At 66.3% G+C, this 24252-nt stretch carries 13 protein-coding genes; 8 read left to right on the top strand and 5 right to left on the bottom strand.

Annotated elements, in window-relative coordinates; translation table 11 throughout:
* Positions 1 to 7: 7 nt before the first annotated feature.
* Positions 8 to 1309: a tyrosine-type recombinase/integrase gene (locus MON38_RS10520; RefSeq protein WP_241936128.1), complete on the bottom strand. Its 1302-nt coding sequence runs from the start codon at positions 1307 to 1309 to the stop codon at positions 8 to 10.
* Positions 1310 to 1738: 429 nt separating this feature from the next.
* Here MON38_RS10520 and MON38_RS10515 point away from each other — a divergent pair, with 429 nt between their 5' ends.
* The 5 genes from MON38_RS10515 to MON38_RS10495 are packed head-to-tail and all read left to right on the top strand — an operon-like array spanning position 1739 to position 9670.
* Positions 1739 to 2377: a hypothetical protein gene (locus MON38_RS10515; RefSeq protein ID WP_241936127.1), complete on the top strand. Its 639-nt coding sequence runs from the start codon at positions 1739 to 1741 to the stop codon at positions 2375 to 2377.
* On the top strand, positions 2378 to 3526 hold the full coding sequence (locus MON38_RS10510; protein WP_241936126.1) for an AAA family ATPase: 1149 nt from the start codon (positions 2378 to 2380) through the stop codon (positions 3524 to 3526).
* The gene (locus tag MON38_RS10505) at positions 3523 to 4248 is read left to right on the top strand and encodes a hypothetical protein (protein WP_241936125.1); all 726 of its coding nucleotides are present in this window, start codon (positions 3523 to 3525) and stop codon (positions 4246 to 4248) included. The genes MON38_RS10510 and MON38_RS10505 overlap by 4 nt, the downstream gene beginning before the upstream one ends.
* Positions 4241 to 6766 (top strand): hypothetical protein, encoded by a 2526-nt coding sequence (locus tag MON38_RS10500; protein ID WP_241936124.1) that lies wholly within the window; start codon positions 4241 to 4243, stop codon positions 6764 to 6766. Before MON38_RS10505 ends, MON38_RS10500 begins: the two co-directional genes overlap by 8 nt.
* 6 nt (positions 6767 to 6772) lie before the next feature.
* Positions 6773 to 9670, top strand: coding sequence for a hypothetical protein (locus tag MON38_RS10495; protein WP_241936123.1), 2898 nt, complete (start codon positions 6773 to 6775; stop codon positions 9668 to 9670).
* Between the two features lie 98 nt (positions 9671 to 9768).
* On the opposite strand, the gene MON38_RS10490 is transcribed toward MON38_RS10495, so the two are convergent.
* A complete protein-coding gene (locus tag MON38_RS10490; RefSeq protein WP_241936122.1) occupies positions 9769 to 15831 on the bottom strand; it encodes a carboxypeptidase-like regulatory domain-containing protein in 6063 nt (2020 codons plus the stop codon).
* Between the two features lie 309 nt (positions 15832 to 16140).
* Between MON38_RS10490 and MON38_RS10485 the strand changes: the two genes are divergently transcribed.
* A complete protein-coding gene (locus tag MON38_RS10485) occupies positions 16141 to 17010 on the top strand; it encodes an alpha/beta fold hydrolase (protein WP_241936121.1) in 870 nt (289 codons plus the stop codon).
* 107 nt (positions 17011 to 17117) lie between these two features.
* Here the strand turns inward: MON38_RS10485 and uvrA are convergent, their stop codons facing one another.
* Positions 17118 to 19643 (bottom strand): excinuclease ABC subunit UvrA, encoded by a 2526-nt coding sequence (gene uvrA, locus MON38_RS10480; RefSeq protein WP_241936120.1) that lies wholly within the window; start codon positions 19641 to 19643, stop codon positions 17118 to 17120.
* Positions 19644 to 19751: 108 nt separating this feature from the next.
* Between uvrA and MON38_RS10475 the strand changes: the two genes are divergently transcribed.
* Both MON38_RS10475 and MON38_RS10470 read left to right on the top strand, forming a co-directional pair.
* Positions 19752 to 20726, top strand: a complete 975-nt coding sequence (locus MON38_RS10475; protein ID WP_241936119.1) for a hypothetical protein — start codon at positions 19752 to 19754, stop codon at positions 20724 to 20726.
* Between the two features lie 68 nt (positions 20727 to 20794).
* Positions 20795 to 22252, top strand: coding sequence for a hypothetical protein (locus MON38_RS10470; RefSeq protein WP_241936118.1), 1458 nt, complete (start codon positions 20795 to 20797; stop codon positions 22250 to 22252).
* Between the two features lie 42 nt (positions 22253 to 22294).
* Here the strand turns inward: MON38_RS10470 and MON38_RS10465 are convergent, their stop codons facing one another.
* Positions 22295 to 22654, bottom strand: a complete 360-nt coding sequence (locus MON38_RS10465; RefSeq protein ID WP_241936117.1) for a hypothetical protein — start codon at positions 22652 to 22654, stop codon at positions 22295 to 22297.
* Positions 22655 to 22725: 71 nt separating this feature from the next.
* Positions 22726 to 24240, bottom strand: a complete 1515-nt coding sequence (locus MON38_RS10460; RefSeq protein ID WP_241936116.1) for an NCS1 family nucleobase:cation symporter-1 — start codon at positions 24238 to 24240, stop codon at positions 22726 to 22728.
* Positions 24241 to 24252 lie beyond the last annotated feature (12 nt).

Below are 24252 nucleotides of genomic sequence, written 5' to 3'. Positions count from 1 at the left end.
GATTGAATTAGCTTGAGGCAGAGGAATCACCGTCATTGGCAGGCATTTCGTGAAACCGCGCGAACTCCTCGGCCACGCGCTGGGGCGTCAGGTTGACGTAGCGCTGAAACGACTTGTAGGAAGTGTGCCCGGTGAGCTTCATCACGAACTCGGCGCTCATGCCCTTGCCCAGGTTCAGCGTGACGAACGTGCGGCGAGCCGTGTGCACCGTTAGCTTTTCGTACTTGGGCGCCGTGGCCACGTCGGCCACCCCGCCGCGGTAGCGAATCACCTCGACGGGGCTGTCGATGCCGGCCAGCTGCCCGAGCTCCTTCAGGAAGCGGTTCAGGACAGGGTTGGTGATGGGTTGGCTTTTGTGCGTGGCCAGCTCGCCGGTCAGCAGCCGCTCGACGATGCCCAGGGCGCGGGCACTCAGCGGCACGTTCACCACCGCGCGCGTCTTCTGGGCCGTGAGCCGCAGGTGGGCCGGCAGCGTGGCCGTGGCGGGCCGCAGGTGCTGGGGCCGGATGCTCACTAGGTCAGAATACCGAAGGCCTGTGTAGCAGGCCAGCAGGAACCAGGCGCGGGCTTTCTCCAACCGGCTGCCGGCGACCAGCTGCAGCTCCTCCAGTGCGGCCAGCTCAGCCGCGCTCAGCGCCATCACGTCGGGCTCACGTCGGGCCCAGCTCACACGGTCGAGGGCGGTACTCTCCGTGTAGCCTCGCTTGGCCGCCCACTTCATGAAGGCTTTGAGCCGGCCCAGGTGCTTGTTGATGGTGTTGTCGGTGAGCTTGGCCACGTTCAGCAGGTAGGCGGCCCAGCGGTCGCCCACGGTGGGCGTCAGCGTCTCGAAATCGATGGCGTACCCGTTGGCCTCCGAAAACTCGCGCAGGTGGCGGCCGGCGGTGGCGTGGGCCTGGGCCGTGCGCACGGTGCCGGCGGCCCGGGTGTAGGCCACCCACTCGTCGTAGTGCTGCCAGAATACCCCACCCGCCGGCACTTTGGCGGCCGCCGGTTCTGCGAGGCGCTCCGGAGCGGCCGCCTCGCGCAGCGCGGCCGCAGTCGGCACGGTGCCGGCCGCCAGGTGCTCCGAATAGGCGAGCAGTAGCCGCTCGCTGATGCCGGCCAGCGCGTCGTTGAGGTGCCCGTTCAATTCATTGCCCCGACCGCGCACCTGGGCTCGCTGGTCAGCTTTGAGCCACTTGCTGGGGTGAATGCTCTGCCCGGTGTACACCTTGACCCGGTTGCGCCGGTCAATGGTGAGCAGGGCGTAAATTGCCGTGGGGCGGTCTGCCCCCGGCTCCTTCAAGTGAAAGGATACCGTCGCCATAAAATGAGTGTGTAGTTGCCATGCTAAAGATAGGGTGTGTACCCCGACAAGGGTACACGTGGGGGTACACACGCTGCGATTTAAACAGTGCGTACCCCGACTAATCCCGACAACTGCACATTGCGAAAGCGGTTTGCAGGCTAGAAAGGGCCTTTTTTAGTCTGGCTAGTATAAGGGCTCAAACATAGGCCGCAATCCAGTCCCCGCTACCTAGAAAAAAGGCCGTTTGCAATTCGCAAACGGCCTTTTTGTTTTGCTGCCAAGCTCATTCCCGCAGTAATAATGCGCGATGATGGAGCCCTTTGCCCTGCGTTGGCAAACGGGCGTGCGGCTGGTTTCGGACAGCCAGCCACTACCGTAGCTTTGTGCCGAGCCATTCGCCGTGGCTGAGCCGCCAAGGAGCGGGCCGCGGCTAGCTGCATTCTACCCATGCTTCTGACCGGTTTCCTCCACCATTTGCTGACGACTGGTGCCGTTACCCTAACGGCCCGCCCGGTGCCTTTCGAGCCGGCCGACCTACTGGCTGCCGAAGAGTTGCTGCGCGCCTACTACGCCGACGATGTGCGCGAATTGCCCGGTCCGGCTCCGGCTTTTGATGCGCCGGCAGCGAGCTGGGCGGCGGCCTACCTCTACCACACCGTGCAGCTGGCGCTGGTGCGCGAGCTGGATGAAACCGTGGTGCAAACGCAGCTAGCCGATTTCACGGGCGAAATCACCCCGGCCGCCATCTATTCGGCTGACCTAACCTTGCGTTACCTGCCCGATTTGCTGCGGCTGGCCAAAGGCCTGGCCCCCGGCGATGCGCTGGTGGGCCGCCTGCGCGCCACGGCCGGGCAGTGGCCTTTTTCGTTTGTGGGCGCTGAAGAAGGCGCGGCCGGTGCAACCGAAGCGGAAGCGCGCATCCTGGCGCATTCGGCGCTGCAGCAGGAATACATCGACCGCATCATCCGGACGCAGGACCAGGTGCGGGCTGCGCAGACGCACCTGGCCCCGCTGGTACACGCGGCATTGGGCCAATACGCCGCTACCTTGTGGCCCGATTTCGCTGCCTTTTCACTACCCGCTTAAATGGAAAACCTACTGACCGAAGAATGGCTGCTGGTCGAGCAGCTCAACCGCGTGGCCGCGCACCTCAAAGCCACTTTTGTGGGCAAGGACGACATCATCGATTTGATGTGCCTGTGTTTGGTAGGGCGCGAAAACCTGTTCCTGCTGGGGCCACCCGGCACGGCTAAAAGTGCGCTGGTGCGCGCCCTGGCCCAGCGGCTGCAGGGCAACACCTTCGAATACCTGCTCACGCGCTTCACCGAACCCAACGAGCTGTTCGGGCCGTTCGACATCCGGCGACTGCGCGAGGGCGACCTCGTGACCAACACCGCCGGGATGCTGCCCGAAGCCCACTTGGTATTTCTGGATGAGCTGCTGAACGCCAACAGCGCCATTCTCAACAGCCTGCTGATGGTGCTGAACGAGCGGGTGTTCCGGCGGGGCCGCGAAACCCGCGCCCTGCCCGCCCTGCTGATGGTGGGGGCCAGCAACCATTTGCCCGAAGACGACGCCCTGCAGGCCCTGTTCGACCGTTTTCTGGTGCGTGTGCACTGCGACTACGTGGCCCCCGAGGCCTTGGCCGATGTGCTGGAAGCCGGCTGGGCGCTGGAGCGCACCAACGCGGCCGACGCACCCACCATTTCGGCCGAAGCGGTGCTACGCCTGCAGGCCGCCCTGCCGCTGGTAGACCTGCGCCCCGTGCGCCCGCTCTACACCGACCTCGTGCGCAAGCTGCGGCTGGCCGGCCTGGCCGTGTCGGACCGCCGCGCCGTGAAGCTGCAGCGGCTGCTGGCGGCCAGCGCCCTGCTGTGCCAGCGCACCACGGCCATCGCCTCCGACATGTGGGTGCTGCGCTACATCTGGGACACCGACGAGCAGCGCGAAGTAGTGGGCAGCATCGTGGACGCTGTGGTGCACGCCGACACCGCGCCGGCCCAGCACCCCCGGGCCGCCGGCCACGATGCCCCCGATGCCGAGGCCCTGCTGCGCGAAATCGAAACCCTGGCTGGCCAGTGGGAACTGCCCGCCACCTCGCCCGCCGAGCGCACCACCATCAAAGACCAGCTGCGCTACCTGCACGGCCGCGCCCAATGGCTGGCCAACGACGAGCAGCGCGCCTACGTGCAGCAGCCCCTGGATGCGCTTTGGCAGAAAGTGTTGCAGGCATGATGACCGAGCGCATCCTCGTGCTGGCGGCGGCCGACCGCGAAGCCCTGGGCCGCGTGCGTCACCTGCCGGGCCTGCAAGTGGCCGAGGCCGCCGGCCAGCTCTGGCTGCGCGGCCTGCCCGCCACCGCCGAGCTGCCGCTGCCCGTGCGCGGCCTGCCCGCCGTGGCCGCCTATGCGGTTGATAGCGAGGTCCGGCTGTTTGCCGGCGGGCAGCGCACGCCCACCGCCCGGCTGCCGGCCGGACTGAGTTGGCAGCCAATTCGGGCCTTTGTGCCGCTGGAGCTTCCCACGGCCGCTTTGCCCGCTCAGGGCGCGCCGGCTTATCGGGTGCGGCTAGGTGCGTCGGCGCGGGCTGAGGCGGGCGCGGGCCTGCTCACCGACCTGGCCACCTGGCATGCTTATGCCGAAACGGCGCCGGAAATTCGCCTGCGCGCCCTGCGCTTTGCGGTGGCGGCCGATGGCCGGGTGCTGCTGTTGGGCGTGCCGTTGCCCCCGCTGCCGGGCCAGGAGCTGTGGTGGCGCGCGGGCCTGCTGCTACCGGCCGGCTTCGATTTTGAGGCTCCTCTGCTGGCCCCGCTGCTGCGCCAGAAGCTGCAAACCGCGGCCGATGACGTGCTGCTCTTTGCCGCCGATGGCCGCTGGGAGCGCATACCGGCGGCGGCGGTTTTGCCCGTTACGCGCAGCGCGGTGCGGTTCACGATGGAAGGGTTTGGGGATGAATGAGCTGAATAATGCACCCGGCCCCTCGCACCAGCCCAGCCTGGGTTTCGACTATTTTCAGAGCCCGAAAGGCTCGTTCTGGAATTGGGTGGAAGAAGGCAAAGTGGTGGAGTGGAAACACGGCAACACCATCTGCTACCGCGAAGATTTGGCGGGAAGCCTGCGCAGCCTCGTAGCACAAGGATTACCGCCATTGGCCCCAGTGCTGCTACTGCTGGCCGCCTGCGCCGATACCTGGCCGGACGGCAGCAGCGGCCCGGCCGTGCTGCGCAGCTTGGTGCACCACTTGCCGGGCGGCCCGAAAGACCCGCACGTCGGCATATCGGAAAGGCAGGTGAGCGAAACCCTGGAGTTTATGGACGTGGTGCGCGGCCTGCCCGCCGGGTTGCGGCAGGGCGTGGCCAAGGCGCATCTGTTGCAAACGATTTTCAGCGTCCAGGCTCCGCTGGTGGCCCCGGATATGGCAGGGGCGCTGCTTGACGACTGGAGCAGCGGCCGGCTGGATTCGGCCCTGCGCAGCGCCCCGGGCGGGCAGCTTCTGCGGCGCACGTTTTTTAATGAGCTGGACTGCCTGGTGCAGGCGCGTCGGCGCTTCCCCACCACCGAAGCCCTTGCCCTGCACCTGCGCACCGGCCTCGACAAGCTGCCCCCGCCGCTGCCCGAAGCTGGCCGCCATCTCCTTGGAAACCTGATTGCCGCCGTGGCGCTGCACCGGCATACCCGGGGCAATAAGGCTCCTCAACCATTGCCGGACGCACCGGCCACCATCGACCTGCTCGACCAGTTGGCCCAGGATGCGCGCACGGCCGGCCTGGCCCGCCTCACCCGGCAACTGGTGGCGGCGCTGCGCATTCCGCTGCACGCCAGCAGGACCGGCAACCAGCCCATCGGTGGCGTGGCCGACATCAGCAACCGCGGCAACTTCGACCGGCTGCTGCTGAGCGAGCTGGCCCACGACGACCTTTCGCTGATGGCCCGGCTGGTGAACAACGAGGCCTTGTACCTGCGCCGCGAAGCCCCGCCGCAGCCCGAAGTGCAGCCCCGCGCCGTGCTGCTCGACACCACCTTGCGCATGTGGGGCGTGCCGCGCGTGTTTGCGCTGGCCGCCGCGCTGGCCTGGGCCCGCAACTCGCGCCAGGGCCGCCCGCCGGTGCCGGTGGCGGCGCTGGCCCTCGGCGGCCAGCAGGCCACGCCGCTCGATTTGGAAACCTTTGACGGCGTGGTGGCCGCCCTGGAACGGCTCGACCCGGCCCCGCACGCCGGCCCGGCTTTGCAGGATGTCGGCCACCACCGGCCCGCCCCCGGCGACTGTCTGCTCATCACCGAAGCCGGGCTGCTGCACCAGCCGGAGTTTGCCCGGGCGCTGGCCGAAGCCGGCCCGATGCTGCGCTTCCTGCTCACGGTAGACCGCAGCGGCGAGCTGCAGTTCTACGAGTACCAGAACGGCCACCGCACGCTGGCCAGCACCACCCGCTACGATTTGGCCGAGCTGCTGTTCGCAGCCGTGGTGGTGCCGCGCCGGCCGCTGCTTCGGCAAATTGCCGCCGACGGGCCGGCCTTCTGGCAGTACGCGCCGGCGCCGCTTTACCTGCCGGTTACGGGGCTGCGGATGTCCATCAAAAACACGTTTTACGTGCCCCAGATTGGGGTGCTGGCTATTGTCGATACTCGCAGGGTGCTGTTCTGGCCCGATAAAAGCTTCGGGGCGCGGGAGCTGCTGCCGCAGATTGAAGCGGGCAGCTATTGGTTCGGCAGCGATGGCCAGCAAGAGGTGTATGTGCTGGTGAGCGGCCCGCAGCTGCTGCGGGTGTATGCCTTCAGCGCCGACATCGAGGCCACCATGATGGATTTGTCGGCGGAGCTGAAAATGGGCGAGGCCCCGGCCGGCGTGGTGTTCAAAGACCAGTGCTACTACGTGCCGCAGCCCGATGGCGTGCTGGTGTTCGACTGCGAGCAGTGGCGGAAAAGCGACAGCCGGAATTTTACGGTTCCCACGGCCACGCCTTCCGGCTTCCGGCCCGATTTCGGCCACATCAAGCGCCACGTCAACAACGGCTACACGGTGCTGCAACGGGTGAACCGCCTGGAAGTGAACGGCCTGGGCGAGCTCGTGATTGAGGGCCACGAGCTGCGCCTCATCAGCCATTCGGCCTCGCTGCACCACGGCCTGCACCTGATGAGCATCACGACCGGGCAGCAAGCCACGTACCGCACGAAGGCCACGCTGGACCACACGCTGCCCCTGGCGGCCAACGAGCAGGTGCTGCTGCGGCATTTCCGCTGGCCCGATGGCAGCACGGCCGTGGCCGACACGCGCGGCCTGCTGCACCTGCGCAGCGCCGATGCCAGCGTGCCGGAACTGGCCGTGCTGCTGATTCTGGGCAAACCCACCGCCGCCTGGGCCGCCGATGGCACCGTGTGCGGCCCCGACTATTTCACCGGCCCCGACCCGGTGCGGCGGCTGCCACCGCAGGAGTTTCAGCAGCAGTATCTTCAACGTTTCATCGCCCACCTCGGCTAACCGCTCATGCTCCTCACGCTTCGCTACCACGAAACGGCGCAACGCCCGGCCAGCGCGGCCTTCCTGCGCGGGGCCGACCCGGCGGCCTGGCTACGCGAGCTGAGCCGCTGGAACCTGCCCGCCGCCCAGCTAACCTGCTACCTCGTGCCCGAGTCCATTCGCTCGGTGCAAGTGGCCGGCCTGTTCGTGGTGGCTGCCGGCGACCTGCCCGCCGACGTGCTCGAACCCTACGGCCGCGAAGCCGACGGCCGCCTCTACGTGCCCGTGGGCGCCACGCTCTGGCCTGCCACGGCGCCCGGCGAGCTGGCGGGCGCGCTGCTCTGGCCCCGGCAATTGCTGCACCCCGGCATCGGTTTGGTCGGTTTCGATACGGCCGACGAACTCGACCTGGCCACCTTGCTCGACTGCCCCGCGTCGCGCCCCACCGACTGGAGCCGCGCCCGGCCGGGCCTCGCGCCCAGGCCGCGCCTGCAGCAAGTGCGCGTGCTCCAGCCCACCGTGGAAGAAGTGGTGCAGAGCATTCAGGAAGAAGTGGGCACCGTACCGCTCGCCCAGTTGCCGGGCCTGGCCGACGACCAAACGGGGCCGCTGCAAACGGCCTTCGACAACCTGCGCCACTGGTTGCTGCGAGTGGGGGCAGGCCTGTGGAGAATACGCCCCCGGCCCTTGCTTATCGACTGGGGATTTTTTGGTAAGGTGCTGGGCGGAGCCGCGTTGGTGCTGGGGGTGTTAGCCCTGATGGCGCTGCTGTTTAGTGCGCTGGGCTCGCACTCCGTGGCGGGCCTGATAATGCTGGTGGTGATGCTAGGGCGGCTTTTCATGCGCTTGCTGAATGAACGTAGCCCCGCGCCGACTGCGCCGCGCCGCCCCGCGCCCGCCGCCCCGGCCCGGCCCGGGTTCGGGCAGCGGGTCGAGCAATGGCTCAACCGCCGCATTCACAACCTGGAGCAGAAGCGCCAGAACGAGATTGAGCGCCTGCTGAAGCTGTTTGGCGAAAGCCTGGAGGAGGCCCTGAAGTACGCTATTCCGCTGGGCGGGCCATACCAGGACCGCGGCCGCGCGCCGGAATCGGCCCGGCTGGGGCAGCGCAACACCGAATTCAACCTCGGCCGCCTGGGTGGCGGTGGCCGGGTCGATGCCTGGAACCTCGATTCCTACCGCCACAGCCTGAGCCTGCGGTACCGCGCCGCGGCAACGCAGGAAATCAATGCCGGCCGCTTCAAAAAAGCTGCTTACATCTACGCGCACCTGCTGGGCGACTACCCGGCCGCCGCCAACACCCTGGAGCAGGGCGGCTTTTGCCGCGAAGCCGCCGCGCTTTACAAAGACCACCTGCACAACAAGCCGGCCGCCGCCAAGTGCCTCGAAAACGGCGGCCTATTGCTCGAAGCTGCCGAGCTCTACGCCGAGCTGAAGGAGCACGAAAAAGCCGGCGACCTGCACCAACGCCTTGCTCAGCCCGCGCTGGCGGCCCGCCACTACGAGCGCGGCGTGGCCCTGCTGCTCGACAACCACGACCACCCCGCCGCCGCCCGCCTGCTGGCCCACAAGCTCGTCGATACCGGCCGGGCGCAGGAGGTGCTGCTGCAAGGCTGGGCCAGCCCCAAGCAGCCCGAAGTGTGCCTGCGTCAGTACTTCGACCTGCTGGCCGCCGCTCCAGGAGCTGACCTGAGCGCGCCCGTGCGCACCATTTTTGCCGAGCACACGCCCCGCGAGCGGCGCGTGCCGCTGCTACGCGTGCTGGCCACCCTCAGCGAAAAGCACCCGGCCCCGACGCTGCTCAGCACCGCGCGCGACATTGCCTACGAGGTGGTGAGCACCGAAGCCGCCGCCGGCAACCTCGCCCACCTGAGCCTGCTGCGCCACTTCGTGCCCGACGACCGCCTGCTGGCCGCCGACTGCGGTCGCTTCATCAGCCAGCCGCGCGCGCGGCCCGCAACTGGCCCAACCGCCGGCCTAACCACGTCGCCGCTCGACCCCACCATTCACTGGAAAGCTGCCCTGACGCACCGCCACCAATGGGTGGCCGTGGGTGTGCGCGACGAGCGGCTGCACCTGGCCCGGGGCAACTGGTACGGCCAGGTCGAATATTACTCGTGGATAACCCCGGTGCCGGCCGGCACGGAAATCGTGCTGGTGGCCGACGAGCAGCACGGCCCCCGCATCATCCTGCGGCCCTCGGAGCAGCTTTCGTTGGAAACCAAGTATCTCCCCCAAAACAAATATTTCGCCGAAGCCCTGACCGTGGAGTGTCCCAGCTGGCTGCCGCCCTGGCCCGCCCGTGTGTGCCTGCTGCCCGACGGTGGCACCGCCACCGCCCGGCTCCAGAACGGGAACATTGTGGTAGAGCGTTATTTGGCTGAAGGTAAGCGGCGAGTCCCATTCGCGCACCCATTTGCCGAAGGTAATCCGGACGAGTACGCAAACGGCCGCAACTGGCCGGCCGAGCTGCTTTACCGCGATGGGATGTACTATAGCTACTGGCAGCACTGGTTGGTATGCTGGGCGGAAGACGGCCGCGGGCGCACCCACCAGCTACCGGATGGCGAAATCCTGCAACTTGTGCCCTCGCCCTACACGCCGAAGCTGCAGCTGGCCATAGCCATGCAGGAAGACCTATTTAACTGGGAGCCCACCCAGCCCATCAGTAACGAGCCGTTGCCCGCTTTTTTGTCGACCTACAGCCTTGCCGGCAACCTACAGTTTGTGGGGCCTGAGCATCTGGTGGTGCTCGATGATTCATGTGTCGCACTGCTGCGGTGGGAAGAAAAGGGCTACGATGAAGTGCGGCTCATCGAGCTAAAAAGCACCCCGGTAGCCGTGCTGGCCACCCGCGACCGCCAGCAATTCGCCGTGCTGGAAGAGAGCGGGCATATCTCCCTGCATCAAATCAGCGACGATTGATGGTGCAGTCATTTAAAATGGGGCTGACAGGTACCAAACCGTCATGCAGCGCGCAGCAAAGCATGACGGTTTAGATGTGGCTGGGTAGCTTCATTACGCTACCTCACCACCGCCTGCTTGCTGGCCGAGCGGCCAAACTTGGTGGGGAAATACACCAACTCGGCCTTGGCCGGATTGATGGTGTATTGGCCCCGGAAGCGCGGCTGGAGCGCGATGCGGAACTCGTGGCGGCCAATGGGCAGCTGGTCGAGGAAGATGCCGGTTTGGTGGCGCAGGTATTCGCGGTGGGTTTCGAGGTAGTTGGGCGCAGCCGGGTCGCCGTAAGAGCAGCCGGCCGGAATGGGCACTTCGAGCAGCACGTAGCGGGCTTCGGCCTTGACATCGACGGTGACAACCAGCTCGGCGGGCTGGCCGGCGCGCAACAGCACGCGGGTGCCGGCCTGGCCCGCCAGCGCCGTGCGCACCGTGAACGCGCCGGCCACCGGGGCGGGCGTGGGGTTCCAGCGCGTTTGGTAGGCGGTGGCGTACACGGGCAGCAGGCCTTCCTTGTGCAGCAGAATGGGGCCGGCCGTGGCAGGAATTTTGGCCGTGAAAGGAAACTCGCTCACCGTCTGGCTCAGCCCGCCGCTGAGCCGGGCGCGGGCAAAGGTGGCCGGCCGGCCATCGGCAAACAGCTCGGGGCCAATGGTTTCGAGGATTTGGGCGGCTTCGAAGGTGCTGGTCCAGTGGCCGCCCTCGCGCAGGTTGAGCAGGCCCAGGCGCAGGTGGGCTAGTTCGGCCTCGTGGCCGGGTGCGGCGCGCAGCACCCGGTAGGCCAGCAGCGTGGAGCCCACTTGGTTGCGCAGCAGGAAACGGTAGTAGGTAGAGGCGTGCAGCGTGTCGCAGTAGAACACGCCACCGAGCTGGGTGCGCAGGCGGTAGCGGCGCAGCGTATCGAGCTGGTAGGGCAGGCCCAGCTGCTGCCGCAGCGCCGTGAGGGCCAGGTAGCGGTCGAGCGGCTGGCGGCCGGTCTGGAGGCGGTCGAAGCGGGCTAGGTAGGTGCGATAGTCGGCCGGCGCGCCCAGATGGTGCAACAACGAGAGCAGCCGAATGAGGTCGTCGGCCGACTGGTAGTAGCTGCTGTAGTAGGCCGGATGTGCCCGGCGCAGGACGGCCACGGTGGCAGCTTCGCTCAGCTGAGCATCGAGCTCACGCAGCAAAAAAGCCTGAATTGGGGCGCGGTCCAGCTTCAGCTTGTAGCCGGCCTGCTCGGCCTCCAGCAGCGCCTCCAGCACGTGCGAGGTGGCCCAGGGGCTCACCAGCGAGTTGGGCCAGGTGCCCCACAGCCCCTCGGGCTTGTGCCGGCCGGCCAGCAGCTTGCGAATGAGAAAGTTCACCGCCCGGTCGCCTTTGAAGGGCTGGGCCTGCACGGCGCGGATGCGCTTCTCCAGCAGCAGGGCCTTCAGCTTGGAGGCGGCCTGCTCGTTGCAGAGGTAGGCGTAGGATTGCAGGTGCTCGATTTCGGAGAGCAGCAGCGGCAGCGCGTCGCTTTCGAGCCGCACGGTGGCCTCGCCCAGCGTCGGGTCAATCATGAATTGCACGGTGGTATCGGCCGCCGCCAGCGTGGCGAAGGTGCCCACGGTTTCGCGGGTGCCGGCCGGCAGCACGGCCAGGGTGCGCTGCTCGCCGTCCTGGTAGCCATTGGGCTGGGCCAGGGCGAAGCTCACCGTCACCGAATCGGGCCCGGTGGGCGTGGGGGCGGTGAAGGTGAGCGTATCCACGGCCGAGGGGCTGACGAGGCGGGCCTGGCTGCCCAGTACTTTGTCGCCGTTGCGGAAGGTGGTCGTTACGCGGGCCGTGTCGAATCCGTAGTTCAGGCTTTTGCCCAGCAGTTGGGTGCGGTCGCCGGCCACCAGAAAACGGGGCGTGGCCAGCTCGGCCCGCAGCTGCTTGAACGATTTCAGGCGGCCAGTGGCCTGGCCCAGCCGGCCGTGGCGGTCGGACGCCAGTACGAAGCTGTCCCAACTGGTCACGTCGTCGGGCAGCACCACCTCGGTGCGGGCCTGGCCGCGGGCGTCGGTAGTCAGCAGCGGCCGCCACCACCCGTAGTCGCGGAAATGGCGGCGCAGAGCCAGGCGCGGGTCGCGGCCGGGGCCGTCGGCATCGGCGCTTTTTTTGGTGGTGAGGATGAGCACGCCGTTGGCGGCAGCCGCGCCGTAGAGGCCGGTGGCCTGCGCCCCGGCAATGGTGCGGGCGTTGGCCAGCGTAGCCGGGTCGAGGTCGGCGGCCAGGCCATTGAAGGGCAGCCCGTCGAGGATAATCAGCGGGCTGTTGCTAGTGAGCGCGGCCGCCCCGCGAATCATCACGCGGGCGCCCGCGCCCGGCTGCGCGCCATCAATGCTCACGCCCGCTACCCGGCCGCTCAGGCCACGAAGCGGGGCCGCCGAAATAGTCTGCACCGAGCCAGTTAAATCTGCCCGACGAGCCGAAAAATAACCCGTCACCACCACCTCGCTCAACTGCTTGGCATCAGCAGCCAGCTTCACGGTGAGCTCGCCCAACCAGCCCAGTGGAATTTCGCGGGTCACGTAGCCCACGCTACTGATGGCCAGGGTACTATAGCCATCGGGTGGCACCTGTAGTACGAAGCTGCCGTCGGCGTTGGTCGACACGCCCAGGGTAGTGCCCTTCAGCAGCACCGTCACACCGGGAAGACCTTCCTCGTTGCTTTGGTCGATTACCTGGCCGCGGATGGTGCGCCAGCCCGGTTGTGGCTTGGATGGCGTTTCGACCCGAATGACGCGGCGCTGCTCCACGTCTTTCATGGTCGTGCCCAGCTTGGGGCGCAGCCGCCACAGCAGCTGGTTGAGGCGGTGGCCGAGCGGGCCGGCGGGCACGCGGTCGGTGCGCTGGAGCTGGTAGTAAGTCTGGCCGTTGGGTTGGATGAGCACGTCCTCGGTCGGAGCTAAGCAGGAGCTGTCGGCCAGCAGCACGGCCACACGGTAGCGGCCGGCTGGCAGGGCGTGCAGCGTCATGGTGCCGTAGTAGCGCACGAAACGCAGGAATTTGGGCTGGTCGGCGCAGATGAGGCGCACGTAGCGCGGTGCCGGCAGCGCGGTTTCGGTAGGGTTGTTGGGCGGCGGTGGGGAGCGCAGCTCCAGCCGGCCCTGCCCGGCGGGCGTGCTCCACGGCGCGTCAAACGCGTTGTCGAGGTAGACTGGAATGGTGGGGGCCACCCACTGCGGTTGCCGGCGGAAGTCGGCTTCGGTGTAAGCAAACCCTTTCAGCGGCAACCAGCCATAGCCGGCCGTGCCGTTCAGCGGGCCCAGCAGGTTGGCATCGAAACACTGCATTTTGAGCAACTGCGGCCCGAACGAATACTTGTAAAGCGGCTCAAACAAAAACTTGCGCCGCAGCCCCAATGGGTCGCGCAGCAGTACCGAATCGGGCCGGAACGGCCCCGCCACCCGGCCCGAGTACGTCCGGCCGCCGAGCGGGCGCAGCAGCCGGCCCTGCCGCAGCGTGGGCGCGGTCAGGCCGGCCTCGTCTACTACCACCAGCGTGCGCTGCAAAGCCAGCAACTCATCTGGAATGAGCTGTGGCTTCACCTTCTGCACGCTCAATTCATAGCAAGGTTGATTAATATCGATGCTAAGCGTGAGCTTGTGCAGGGGTTTCAAATACACGCCATCGAGGCGCACGAGTCGCGTGCTGGTGCGGATGCTGATGTTGTGCAGGCCACTGTCGGCCACCACGGTATAGGGGTCGTTGCTGTTGATGTGGTGGATGTAGCCGGGCTGCCCGTCCACGTACACCGCCACCGGCGGCTGCACCCGGCCCGAGTCGACCACGAACACCGCCACCTGCGTGAGGCCGCCCGGCGCGGGCCGATACTCGTGGAAAAACCCGTTATCCGGGTACAGAAACCGATAAAACGTGAGCGAATCAAGTCCCAGCACGTTGCGCCAGCGCGGCCAGTCGAGCAGGCGGCGCGTGGGCTGGTGGCCGAAATCGTTGGCCAGCCCGAAGCGGCGCAGCGAGCGCCGGCCCGCCACCGGCCGGGCCACGCGCAGCACCGGCAGCGCGGGCACGGCGGCCTGCTCAAACTTGCTGGTGTGGGCGTAGCTGGTGAGGTCGGCGTTGGGCACGGGGCGGCCGCGCTCGTCGGTCACGGCAAAGCCGAGGCTGATTTTCTGGCCGGGGTAGGCCACGGCGGGCTGCTGGGTTTCGATGCGCAGCTGCGGGGCGGGCAGGGCCACGGTGTACTCGGCGGTGCGCAATTCGCCGCCCCACCAGTAGTGCAGCGAGGCGTACCACGGCTCGGCGCCCGCGTGGGGCACGGCCAGGCGCAGGGCCGGGCCGTAGCCGCGGTAGCGCAGGCGGTTGCCCTGGTACACGTAGTACCAGAATGCGAGGCGGCGCGGGTTGTCCACGGCCAGCACCAGCGAGTCGGCGGGCCGGTCGGAGAGCAGGCTCAGGCCGGCATTTTCTTCGTCGAGGTCGAGGCGGGCGGTGTGGCCCTGCGCGTCGCGCAGTTCGTAATAATCGGCCTGCGCCTGCACCGGCGCCGCAACCGGTAACTGCACCGGCCCCCGAAACAGCCAGTCGCCGCCCACCTTGCGGTTGGCCGAAATATGCAGCGTGGCCGCGTGCGGCTGCGCCTTGCCCAGATGTTCGTAGCTGAGGTGCACCGAGTCGCCGCGCAGCTCCAGCTTCAGCTGGCCGGGGTCGCGCAGCTGCGGCACCACGGTGCTTTCGGTGCGGCGCTCGTTGTCGGCGGTGAGCAGCGTGGCTTGCACCTGGTAGCTGAAATCGACATCGGGCAGGGCGGTGGCGGGTACGTCGAGGCGGGTTTCGCCCAGCGCATCGAGGGGCTGGCGGCGGGTCCAGAGCGTGTCGGGCACGAACAGCTGGCGGCGCGGCAGCACCCCCGGCGCGCCGGCCGGCGTGAGGCTAAGCTGCACGCGGGCATCGAGCAGATTGAGGTCGTTGGCATCGGTGCCGCGCACGTACACGGCCTGCGGCTGGCCCGCGTGCGGGTTTTTTTCGGCCACGCGCAGGGTGTAGCGGCTGTTTTTTAGCTCGTAGTCTTCGAGCTTGAACTGGCCGCTGGCCCGCACCTGGCCGCGCCGGTCCTTCAGCCGGAAGCCCACGTAGGTATCGGCCCGCAGGCCCAACGTATCGGTCAGGGGCAGGGTGTAGAGGTAGCTGCCGGGGCGGCTGGCGCGCAGCACGGCCAGGCGCTTGCCCTCGGGGTGGGTGTAATCGCCGCCCAGCCACAGCGTGAGGGGCTGGCGGTAGGGCTTGCCATTTCGGCGGCTGAGCACGCGGGCTTTCAGGCGGAGGGTGTCGCCAGTGGGGCGGTAGCGGGGCTGGCTGGTGGCCACGTAGCTGGTCCAGCGGCCGGCCTGCTCGTCGTTGTCGTCAGAATCTTCCCGCTCGGGGTGACGGCGCTCCCGGCGCTCCTCGCGCACTTCCTCGTTGAAAATGGAGCGCAGCAGCCCCACCAGGCCCGTCGACACGTACGAGGCGTGGCGCAAGTCATTCACCAGCTGGCGCGTGGGCCGCGTGAGGTAGCCCAGCGGAAAGCCGTACACCACGCGCCAGTAGGCGCGCCGCAGCCAGGGGCCGGCGGGCCGGCCGTAGCGTCGGCGGCCTTCAGGAAACGTCTGGCTGAGCGGGTGGAAGGTGGTGCGACCGGCGTGCGTCACGGCCACGAGGCCGGCCCGGCCGCCGCCGGCTTGGCGGTAGCTCTGGGTAGCGGCATCGAAGGGCAGCGGCCGGCCGGCTACGGCTACCTGCGCGTCGGGCAGCGGGCGGCCCAGCGAGTCGCGCACCACCAGCGTCAGGTCGACCTGATTATCAAGCAGCGCCACTTCGCGGTCGGTTTCGGCGCGCAGCTCATACACCAGCTGCGCGCCTTCGGCGTGGGCTTCGAGGTAGTAGCCGGGCGGCAGCGGCCGGCGCACGGGCTTGTCGGTGGCAAAGGAGTCGACGGCCTGCGCGAAGAAATCGGCCCGCGCCGCGCCAAGGCCGTGCTCGTAGAGCTGGCGGGTCTGGGCTTCGCTCAGGCGGAAAACTTTGGTGAGGTAGCTCTGCTGGCGGGCCTCGGCCACGCGGCGTTGGGCGTGGGCGGGCAGAAGCAGGCAGCAAAGGAACGCGAGGAATAGCAGGCAGCGCATGAGCCGGGTTGTGAAGGGTTTTACCTCCTGATGCCCGGGCTAAACGAAATGCACAAGCCTGCTGGCCAGTGGCCCGCGCGCCGGACTGGCGCGCAGCGGCGGCTGGCCCGAAAAAAGCAGATGGCTTCGGCTACTTGATGAGAGATGGCCAGGAAAGCATCAGGCGGTGGGCAAGAAGCCTCTTAGCCTTGCCTAGAGATGAGCTTAAAAAGCGGCTAGTGTGCTGAGTTTTAAGCTCGACAATAACTGCCTTTTCGCCTCCTGCGTTATGCTGGGGTACTTTATTCTTTCACCTTTTCCCTCTTTTTTATGAGTTATATCAAAGCCGGCCAGGACGCCAATGGCGAGGACATCAAGCTGCATTATACCGACCAGGGCAAGGGTGCCGTGGTGGTGCTCATTCACGGCTGGCCCCAAAGCCACGAGGCCTGGACCTACCAGCTAGGTGAGCTGCCCAAGCACGGCCTGCGCGTGGTGGCCTACACCCGCCGCGGCTTCGGCAATTCCTCCAAACCCTTTGAGGGCTACGATTACGACACGCTGGCCGACGACCTGAAGGCCGTGCTTGATACGCTGAACCTGCAGGACGTGACGCTGGTGGGCTTCTCGATGGGCGGCGGCGAAGTGGCCCGCTACATGAGCCGCCACGGCGGTGCCCGGATAGCCCGGGTGGCATTCGTATCGGCCGTGACGCCCTACCTGCTGAAAACCGACGACAATCCCGATGGCGTGGACAAGTCGACGTTCGACGATATTCAGGAGAACATCGCCAAAGACCGGTTTGATTTCCTGCAAACCTTCGGCAAACAGTTTTACGGCGAAGGTGCGCTGAGCAAGCCCGTGAGCCAAGCCGTGCTCGACTGGTCGTTTGGCATGGCGTCGCTCGGCTCGCACCAGGCCACGGTAGCCTGCGGCCACTCTTTCGCCGAAACCGATTTCCGCCCGGACCTGGCCAGCATTCGGGTGCCCGCGCTGGTCATTCACGGGGCCGACGACAAAACCGTGCCCATCAAGAACAGCGCCGACCGCATGCGTCAGCATCTGCCCCACGCCACCTACATCGTGTACGATGGCGCGCCGCACGGCCTGTTCATCACCGAGAAAGACAAGTTCAACCGCGACCTGATTGATTTTGCAACCGGCACCGACTTGCGCGGCGGCCAGACGCAGGACAGCTAAGGTTTTCGGACCGAAGTAGCCAAACAAAAAGAACGTCCTGCTGAGCTGGTCGAAACAGTTCAGCAGGACGTTCTTTTTGTTGCTTAAACGGCGAGACTATAAACTGCCTATTGCTGTAAAAACGCCCGCAAATACGGCGCAGTGCGGCTTTCCTTCGCCTTGGCTACCTCGCGCGGCGGGCCGGCGGCTACTACGCGCCCACCGTCCTCGCCCGCGCCGGGGCCGATGTCAATTACCCAATCGGAACCGGCTACCACGCGCATCTCGTGCTCCACCACGATGACCGTATTGCCGGCTTCCACCAGGCCTTCGAGCTGGAGCATAAGCTTCTCGGTGTCGGAAGGATGGAGGCCGGTGGTGGGCTCGTCGAGCACGTAGAGCGTGTTGCCGCGGCCGATGCGCTGCAGCTCGGTGGCGAGCTTGATGCGCTGGGCCTCGCCGCCCGAAAGTTCGGTGGCGGGCTGGCCGAGGCGCAGGTAGCCCAGGCCCACTTCGCGCAGCACCGTGAGGGCGCGGAAGATGGCGGGCTCGTCGGCGAAGAACTCCCAGGCGTCGTCCACGGTCAGGCCCAGCACTTCGGCGATGTTGCGGCCGCGGTACTGCACTTCGAGCGTTTTGGCGTTGTAGCGCGCGCCGTGGCACACCGGGCAGGGCGCGTACACGCTGGGCAGAAACAGCAGCTCCACCATCACGAAGCCTTCGCCCGAGCAGTTTTCGCAGCGCCCCTTGGCCACGTTGAAAGAGAAGCGGCCGGCATCGTAGCGGCGCTTGCGGGCCTCGGGCGTGGCAGCGAACAGCTTGCGCACGTGGTCGAACAGGCCGGTGTAGGTGGCCATATTAGAGCGCGGCGTGCGGCCAATGGGCTTCTGGTCGACGCGCACCAGGCGCTTGATTTTGTCCAGGCCGGCCGTAATCTGGCCGCCCAGCGTGGCTGGCGCGGGCGCGGCCAGCGGGTCGGTTTCCTCTTCTTCGGCTTCGATGGTTTGGCCCAGGCTTTCGGCCACCAGCTCCACCAGCACCTGGCTCACGAGGCTAGATTTGCCCGAGCCCGACACGCCCGTAACCGTGGTGAACACGCCCAGCGGGAAGTCCACGGCCAGGTTTTCAAGGTTGTTGCGCGTCACGCCGGCCAGCTTCAGCCAGCCGGTGGGCGTGCGGGGCGGCACGTCGGGCAGCGCAGAAGTATCGAACAGAAACTGGCGCGTCTGTGAGGCGGCCACAGCTTTCAGACCTTCGGGCGGGCCGCTGTAGAGGATTTCGCCGCCCTTCTCGCCGGCCGCCGGGCCCACGTCCACCAGCCAGTCGGCCTGGCGGATTACGTCCAAATCGTGCTCCACTACGAACAGCGAGTTGCCTGCGCTTTTCAGGCCGGCCAACGCCTTCAACAGCGCTTCGGTATCGGCCGGGTGCAGTCCGGCGCTGGGCTCATCGAGCACGTACACCACGCCAAAGAGGTTGGAATAGAGCTGAGTGGCCAGCCGTAGGCGCTGCAGCTCGCCGGGCGAGAGGGTAGGAGTGCCGCGCTCCAGCGACAAATAGCCCAGCCCCAAATCGAGCAGCACCGTGAGGCGGGCGGCCAAATCTTCGGCAATGCGCCGGGCCACGATGGCCTGCTCCGGGTGTTCCTTGTCGTGCTGCTGCTTCCCCGCTTTGCCCTCGGCAAACGGGGCCAGCAGGGCCGCCAGCCGCTTCAGTGGCAGGCGCGACATTTCGGCAATATCGAGCCCGGCAAACTTTACCGATAGCGACTCCACCCGCAGGCGCTTGCCGTGGCAGGTGGGGCAGTCGGAGCCCAGCATGTACTGGGCCACGCGCTTCTTCATCAGCGCGCTTTGGGTGGTGGCGAAGGTGTGCAGCACGTACTTTTTCACACCCGTGAAGGTGCCCATGTAGTTGGGCGGCTCGCGGCGCTTGATGGCGCGCTGCGTCTGCTCGGGCGAGTAGCCGGGGTACACGGGCAGCACGGGCTGTTCCTCGGTGAACAAAATCCAGTCGCGGTCCTTCTGGGGCAAGTCTTGCCAGGGCGTGTCCACGTCGAAGCCCATGCTCACCAGGATGTCGCGCTGGTTCTGGCCGCCCCAGGCCTGGGGCCAGGCCGCAATGGCCCGCTCGCGGATGGTGAGCGTGGGGTCGGGCACCATGCTGGCTTCGGTTACCTCGTACACGCGGCCCAGGCCGTGGCAGGTGGGGCAGGCGCCCTCGGCGGTGTTGGGCGAAAAGGCTTCGGCGTAGATGATGCCCTGCCCGGACGGGTAGTCGCCGGCCCGCGAGTACAGCATCCGCACGAGGTTGGAAAGCGTCGTGACCGAGCCCACCGACGAGCGGGTGCTCGGCGCGCCGCGCTGCTGCTGCAGGGCCACGGCCGGCGGCAGGCCCTCAATTGCCGTCACCTCGGGCACGGCCATCTGGTGAAACAGCCGCCGCGCATACGGCGACACCGACTCAAGGTAGCGCCGCTGGGCTTCGGCGTAGAGCGTGCCGAACGCCAGGCTGCTTTTGCCCGAGCCCGACACGCCGGTGAACACCACCAGCGCATCGCGCGGAATGTCGACGTCGACGTTTTTGAGGTTGTGCTCGCGGGCCCCGCGCACGCGCACGAAACCGGAGAAATCGGTGGGGGAATTATTGGGCATAGCGGGAAGCAGGCGAACGGTCAGAAACTGCATACGCACACGGCGGCCCGGCATCCGAAAAAAAGTGGGTGGGGTGTTGGTGGTGTGCGGCTTTACTTTGGGAACGCCTTGAATTTCCGCCTGATGAAGTCTGCCCGTTTTTTGGTTGTTGTGGTGCTAAGCTTTATGAGTATGGCAGCCTGCGCCTCAGCAACGCTACACCAGCAATCCAGCAAAGCCTTGCGCTTTTCTGGCCATATTTTCGATTCGGTGAGCCGGCGGCCAATTGCAGCAGTACTGGTGCGGCTCATCAGTGAAAGTGGATGCGACTACGGTGGTGAAGCCCTAACTGATAGTCTGGGGCATTTTGTGTCGCAGCTGAATTGGAGGCCCAGGGGTGCCATTTATGCGGCTGTGAAAACAACCTATTACGAGGGGCAGGTACTTATTGAATCGGATAAATCGGCCGAAATAGTGCTGCTGCTGCATCGGAACAGCTTTCGTTTTGCGCCGGCTGCTTGTGGGCCGCTGGCTGATTCGAACCGGGTGAATCCTTATGCTTCGCAATGCTTGTTCGGGAATTGGCCCAGCAAAGGATTCCAGTCATTCTATATCGCAAATCCCGGCAAGCAGGCGGCGGGCTATTTGCGAACCATTACATTCGACGAAGCCAGGATGGGAAGCATATGCAGTCAGTTTCGACTACGCGTGTTTGCGGTTGATGCGGTGACCCAGGAGCCGCGTGGAAACATCCTGACCGAAAACGTTATGCTGTGCCTTTTTCGTAATCCAACACGTCCGCCTAGGCTGGTTACCTACGATATCAGCAGCTTTGAAATTCCAGTGCCTGCCAACGGTTTTTACCTTAGCCTAGAAGAAGTTACCAGTAGCGATAAATTTTACCCCTGCCCTGACGAATTACCTAACTACTCGCCTACAGGCATGGTACTGAAGGCACCCTGCACTTACGAGCAGTGCCAAACTTGGACCTGGAAAAACATGGTGACTACAGAAGGCTACTGGACCCCACCCGCCGAAAACTGCTGGCCGCTCTACGAAAGCGCCATCAGCGTGGAGGTCAAGCCCGCCCCGGCGAAGCGCTAGCCGCTACCACCGCATTGCCAGTCCGCGAAATCCTGCCTATTCTTGAGGCTGCAATTTCCTTCCTTTCCGTGAAATCAGTTCTACTTGCGCTGCTGCTGGCCGGGGCCAGCCTGGCCGCCCGCGCCCAAACCTACTACCTCGACCTGAGCTTCCAGGTCTTGGATATTCCCGACAATACCTGGGCCGTGGAAAAGGTGGTGGATGGCCGTGCCGGGCAGCCGCCCATCGGCATCGTGTACCGGGGGCTGGGGGGCAAGTCGGCGGCCGTGGGCTTCCGGCAGGGAGTGGAAACCGAACTGACCACCTTCCTGCAACAGGCGCTGCCCATGCGGCCGGCCAGCAGCCACACCATTGTGCTGTGCGTGCGCAGCCTGCACATCGGCGAAACCATGGGCGGCAACAAGCAGCAGGCCACCGCCGACCTCAGCGCCGACGTGTACGAGCACCTGCCCACCGGCTACCATTTCGTGCGCAGCGTGGGCAGCTTTGCCAGTTCCTACGGCCACGAAACCACCGGCCGCCACGCCGGCCACCTTACCCAACTCCTCAGCGATTGCCTCCGCCAGCTAAGCCTGGCCAATTGGGCCGAGGTTGCCCGCCAGCCCGCCCGCGCCCTGGCCGCGCTGCCCGCCGACCGGCCCGCGCCCCTGGGGGCCGGCGGCAAGCGCGGGCCGGCCATTCTGCGCGAAGCCCCGCGCCGCGGCCTCTACTTCCGCCTCGACCAGTTTCTGGCCAACCAGCCCGACACCACCAGCACCATTGAAATTGATACCATCCGGCGGCACTACCAGAGCCGGCTGGCGGAAATGCAGTGGCGGCAAGTGGCGCGGGTGCGCCCGCTGGCTTCCAATGCCGTGCTGCACCGCGTGGTGCCCGACGGCCTGTGGGGCTTTTCGGATGGGCAACAGGCCTTCGTGCGCTACGAAAAGCAGTTTTACCCGCTTATGCGCCAGGGCAGCCAGTTCACTTTCGTGGGCGAAGCGCCGATGGATGTGGTGTACATGGCCATTCAGTCGGAGCGCCAGGCGCGGGCCGGAGCCATGGGCGGGCTCGTCGGCGGAGCCATTGCCGGGGCCACGTCCGGCGGCATGCCCGACCACACCGCCGAGCCCATGGCCTACGGCCTCGACCTGCGCACCGGAGCCATCGGGCCATTTCCCGGCCAGCACACCGCCCTGCGCCCCGATACGGCCTATGTGTACGTGTACCAGATGCCGCCCGCCCAGCCGGCCGGCGCTGCCCGGGCAGGCGGCGTGGTGGTGATAGCCGAGGGCCGCGAGGCCGGCGTGCTGAGCCCCGGCAAGTACCTGGAAATACCGTGGACGCGCTTCGGCAAGCCCCTGCGCATGTGCCTCACGGGCCTGCCAGCGGCCAGCCCCTGCCTGCTGGTAGTGCCAAATACCGGCCAGCTCAACTACCTCAGGCTCGACGCTGCCAACTCCCGCCAGCCCTGGCAATGGGTGTCGACCGCCCAAGGCGCGGCCGACCTCGACGAGCTGGACCGGCTGGCAAAAGCAACCCGGTAAGAACGCCGGACTGGTGGCCGCCCGGTGCTGCCGGAAGTATTGTTACTGCGGCTGCTCCAGCAGCGCCAGCACGGCGGCCGGGTCCTCTACCTCGATGATGAGCTGCTGGTAATCCTCGTCGTGCAGGTCGATAACAACGGTTTGTTCGGGGTGCACCACGTCCACAAATGTGGGTTTCAGGCCGGTCTGGCTGTTCAGGTAAAACGTGCCGGCCTTAATCACCCACGGCACGGCGGTGCCCAGGGCCCGAATACCGCTCAGGTCGCGGGCGGCGGCGGCATCCTGGCGGGCGCCGGCAATGTGGGCGCGCGGAATGGTGAGCGAGCTTTTGAAGGCCCAGACCTTGTGCAGGCCCTGCACCGTGAACAGAATATCGTCGCCTTGTTGCGTGACAGAAACCATGAGGAAAGGAAGTTGGGAAAGGGGAAAGAAAAAGCCGTCGGTCATCCTGGGTAAATTCAGGATGACAGGCGCTAGGCTGCCGCCGGAGCCGCCACCGACTCTCTAGATGCCGCTGCGACCGGCTCGGTTGCCTGCCCGCGCATCATCATCCAATACACCAGGCCCGACACGGCGAAACCCACAAACCACGCGTAATTATACAGGCCCACCAGCGCCGGCCACACCGCGTCTTTCGGCAGCACCCCAATGGCCGTGAAAAAGCCCGGCACGTTGGGCAGCACGCCCACCACCAGCGCCAGCATGGCCGCGTGGTTGATGCCGCCGCGGTAGGCGTAGCGGCCGGTGTACTGGTACAGCTCGGGCAGGCTGAGGCGCTGCTGGCGGATGACGTAGTAATCCACAATCATGATGCCGCCGATGGGCCCGAGCAGCCCCGAGTAGCCCACCAGCCAGGTAAAAATGTAGCCCGAGGGGTCGGCAATCAGCTTCCAGGGGAAGATGAGCAGGCCGATAACGCCGGTGATATAGCCGCCGGTTTTGAAGCTGATGCGCTCGGGCGAGAAGTTGGCGAAGTCGTTGGCCGGGCTCACAATGTTGGCCGCGATGTTGGTGGCCAGCGTGCTCAGGGCCACGGCTAGCATGGCGGCGCTCACCAGCAGCTTGCTGTCGAAGCGCCCGGCCAGCACCACCGGGTCCCAGATGGTTTTGCCGTAGATGACGAGCGTGGCCGAGGTCACGACCACGCCCACAAACGAGAACATGGTCATCGAAGTAGGCAGCCCGATGGCCTGGCCCATTTGCTGGGCGCGCTGGCTGGTGGCGTAGCGCGTGAAATCCGGGATATTGAGCGAAAGCGTGGCCCAGAAGCCCACCATGCCCGTGAGCGAAGGAAAGAAAAACGCCCAGAACTGTGCGCTGGAAGTGAATTTGCTCGGCTGCGCCAGAATCGGCCCCAGCCCATTACCGGCCGAAATGGCCCACCACAGCAGCGCCAGCGCCGCCACCGGCAGGAAAAACGCCTTGAATACCAGCAGCTTCCGAATGCTGTCGACACCCTTGTGCACCACGTACATATTCAAGGCCCAAAACAGCACGAACAGAATGGCCGGCCCCGTGGCCAGCCCCCAGCTGGCCGGGAAAATGGCCGGCAGCGTAGCCAGCCCCGGCACCCACAGCACGGCCATCTGGTACAGGGCGTAGCCGCCAATCCAGGTTTGAATGCCAAACCAGCCGCAGGCGATAATGGCCCGCAGCAGCGCCGGCACCTGCGCTCCGCGCACCCCAAAGCTGGCCCGCGCAAACACCGGGAACGGGATGCCGTACTGCGCGCCGGCCCGGCCATTCAGCAGCATGGGCACCAGCACGATGCTGTTGCCCAGGAAGATGGTGAGCAGCGCCTGCCACCAGTTCATGCCGCCCTCGATGAGCGAGCTGGCCAGCATGTAGGTCGGGATGCACAGGCTCATGCTAATCCAGAGCGCGGCGTAGTTGCCGGTGCCCCAGGTGCGCTCGGCCGGCGGCACGGGCGCCAGGTCGGGGCTGGTGAGGCCGGGGTCGGCGGGGGGAGTGGGCGTAGCGGTAATCATGGCATTTTCACT

The sequence above is a fragment of the Hymenobacter cyanobacteriorum genome (assembly GCF_022631375.1).
Taxonomy (GTDB): Bacteria; Bacteroidota; Bacteroidia; order Cytophagales; family Hymenobacteraceae; genus Hymenobacter; species Hymenobacter cyanobacteriorum.
The sequence above is the reverse complement of the archived record's forward strand: the minus strand, read 5'-3'. Positions and strand labels throughout refer to the sequence as shown.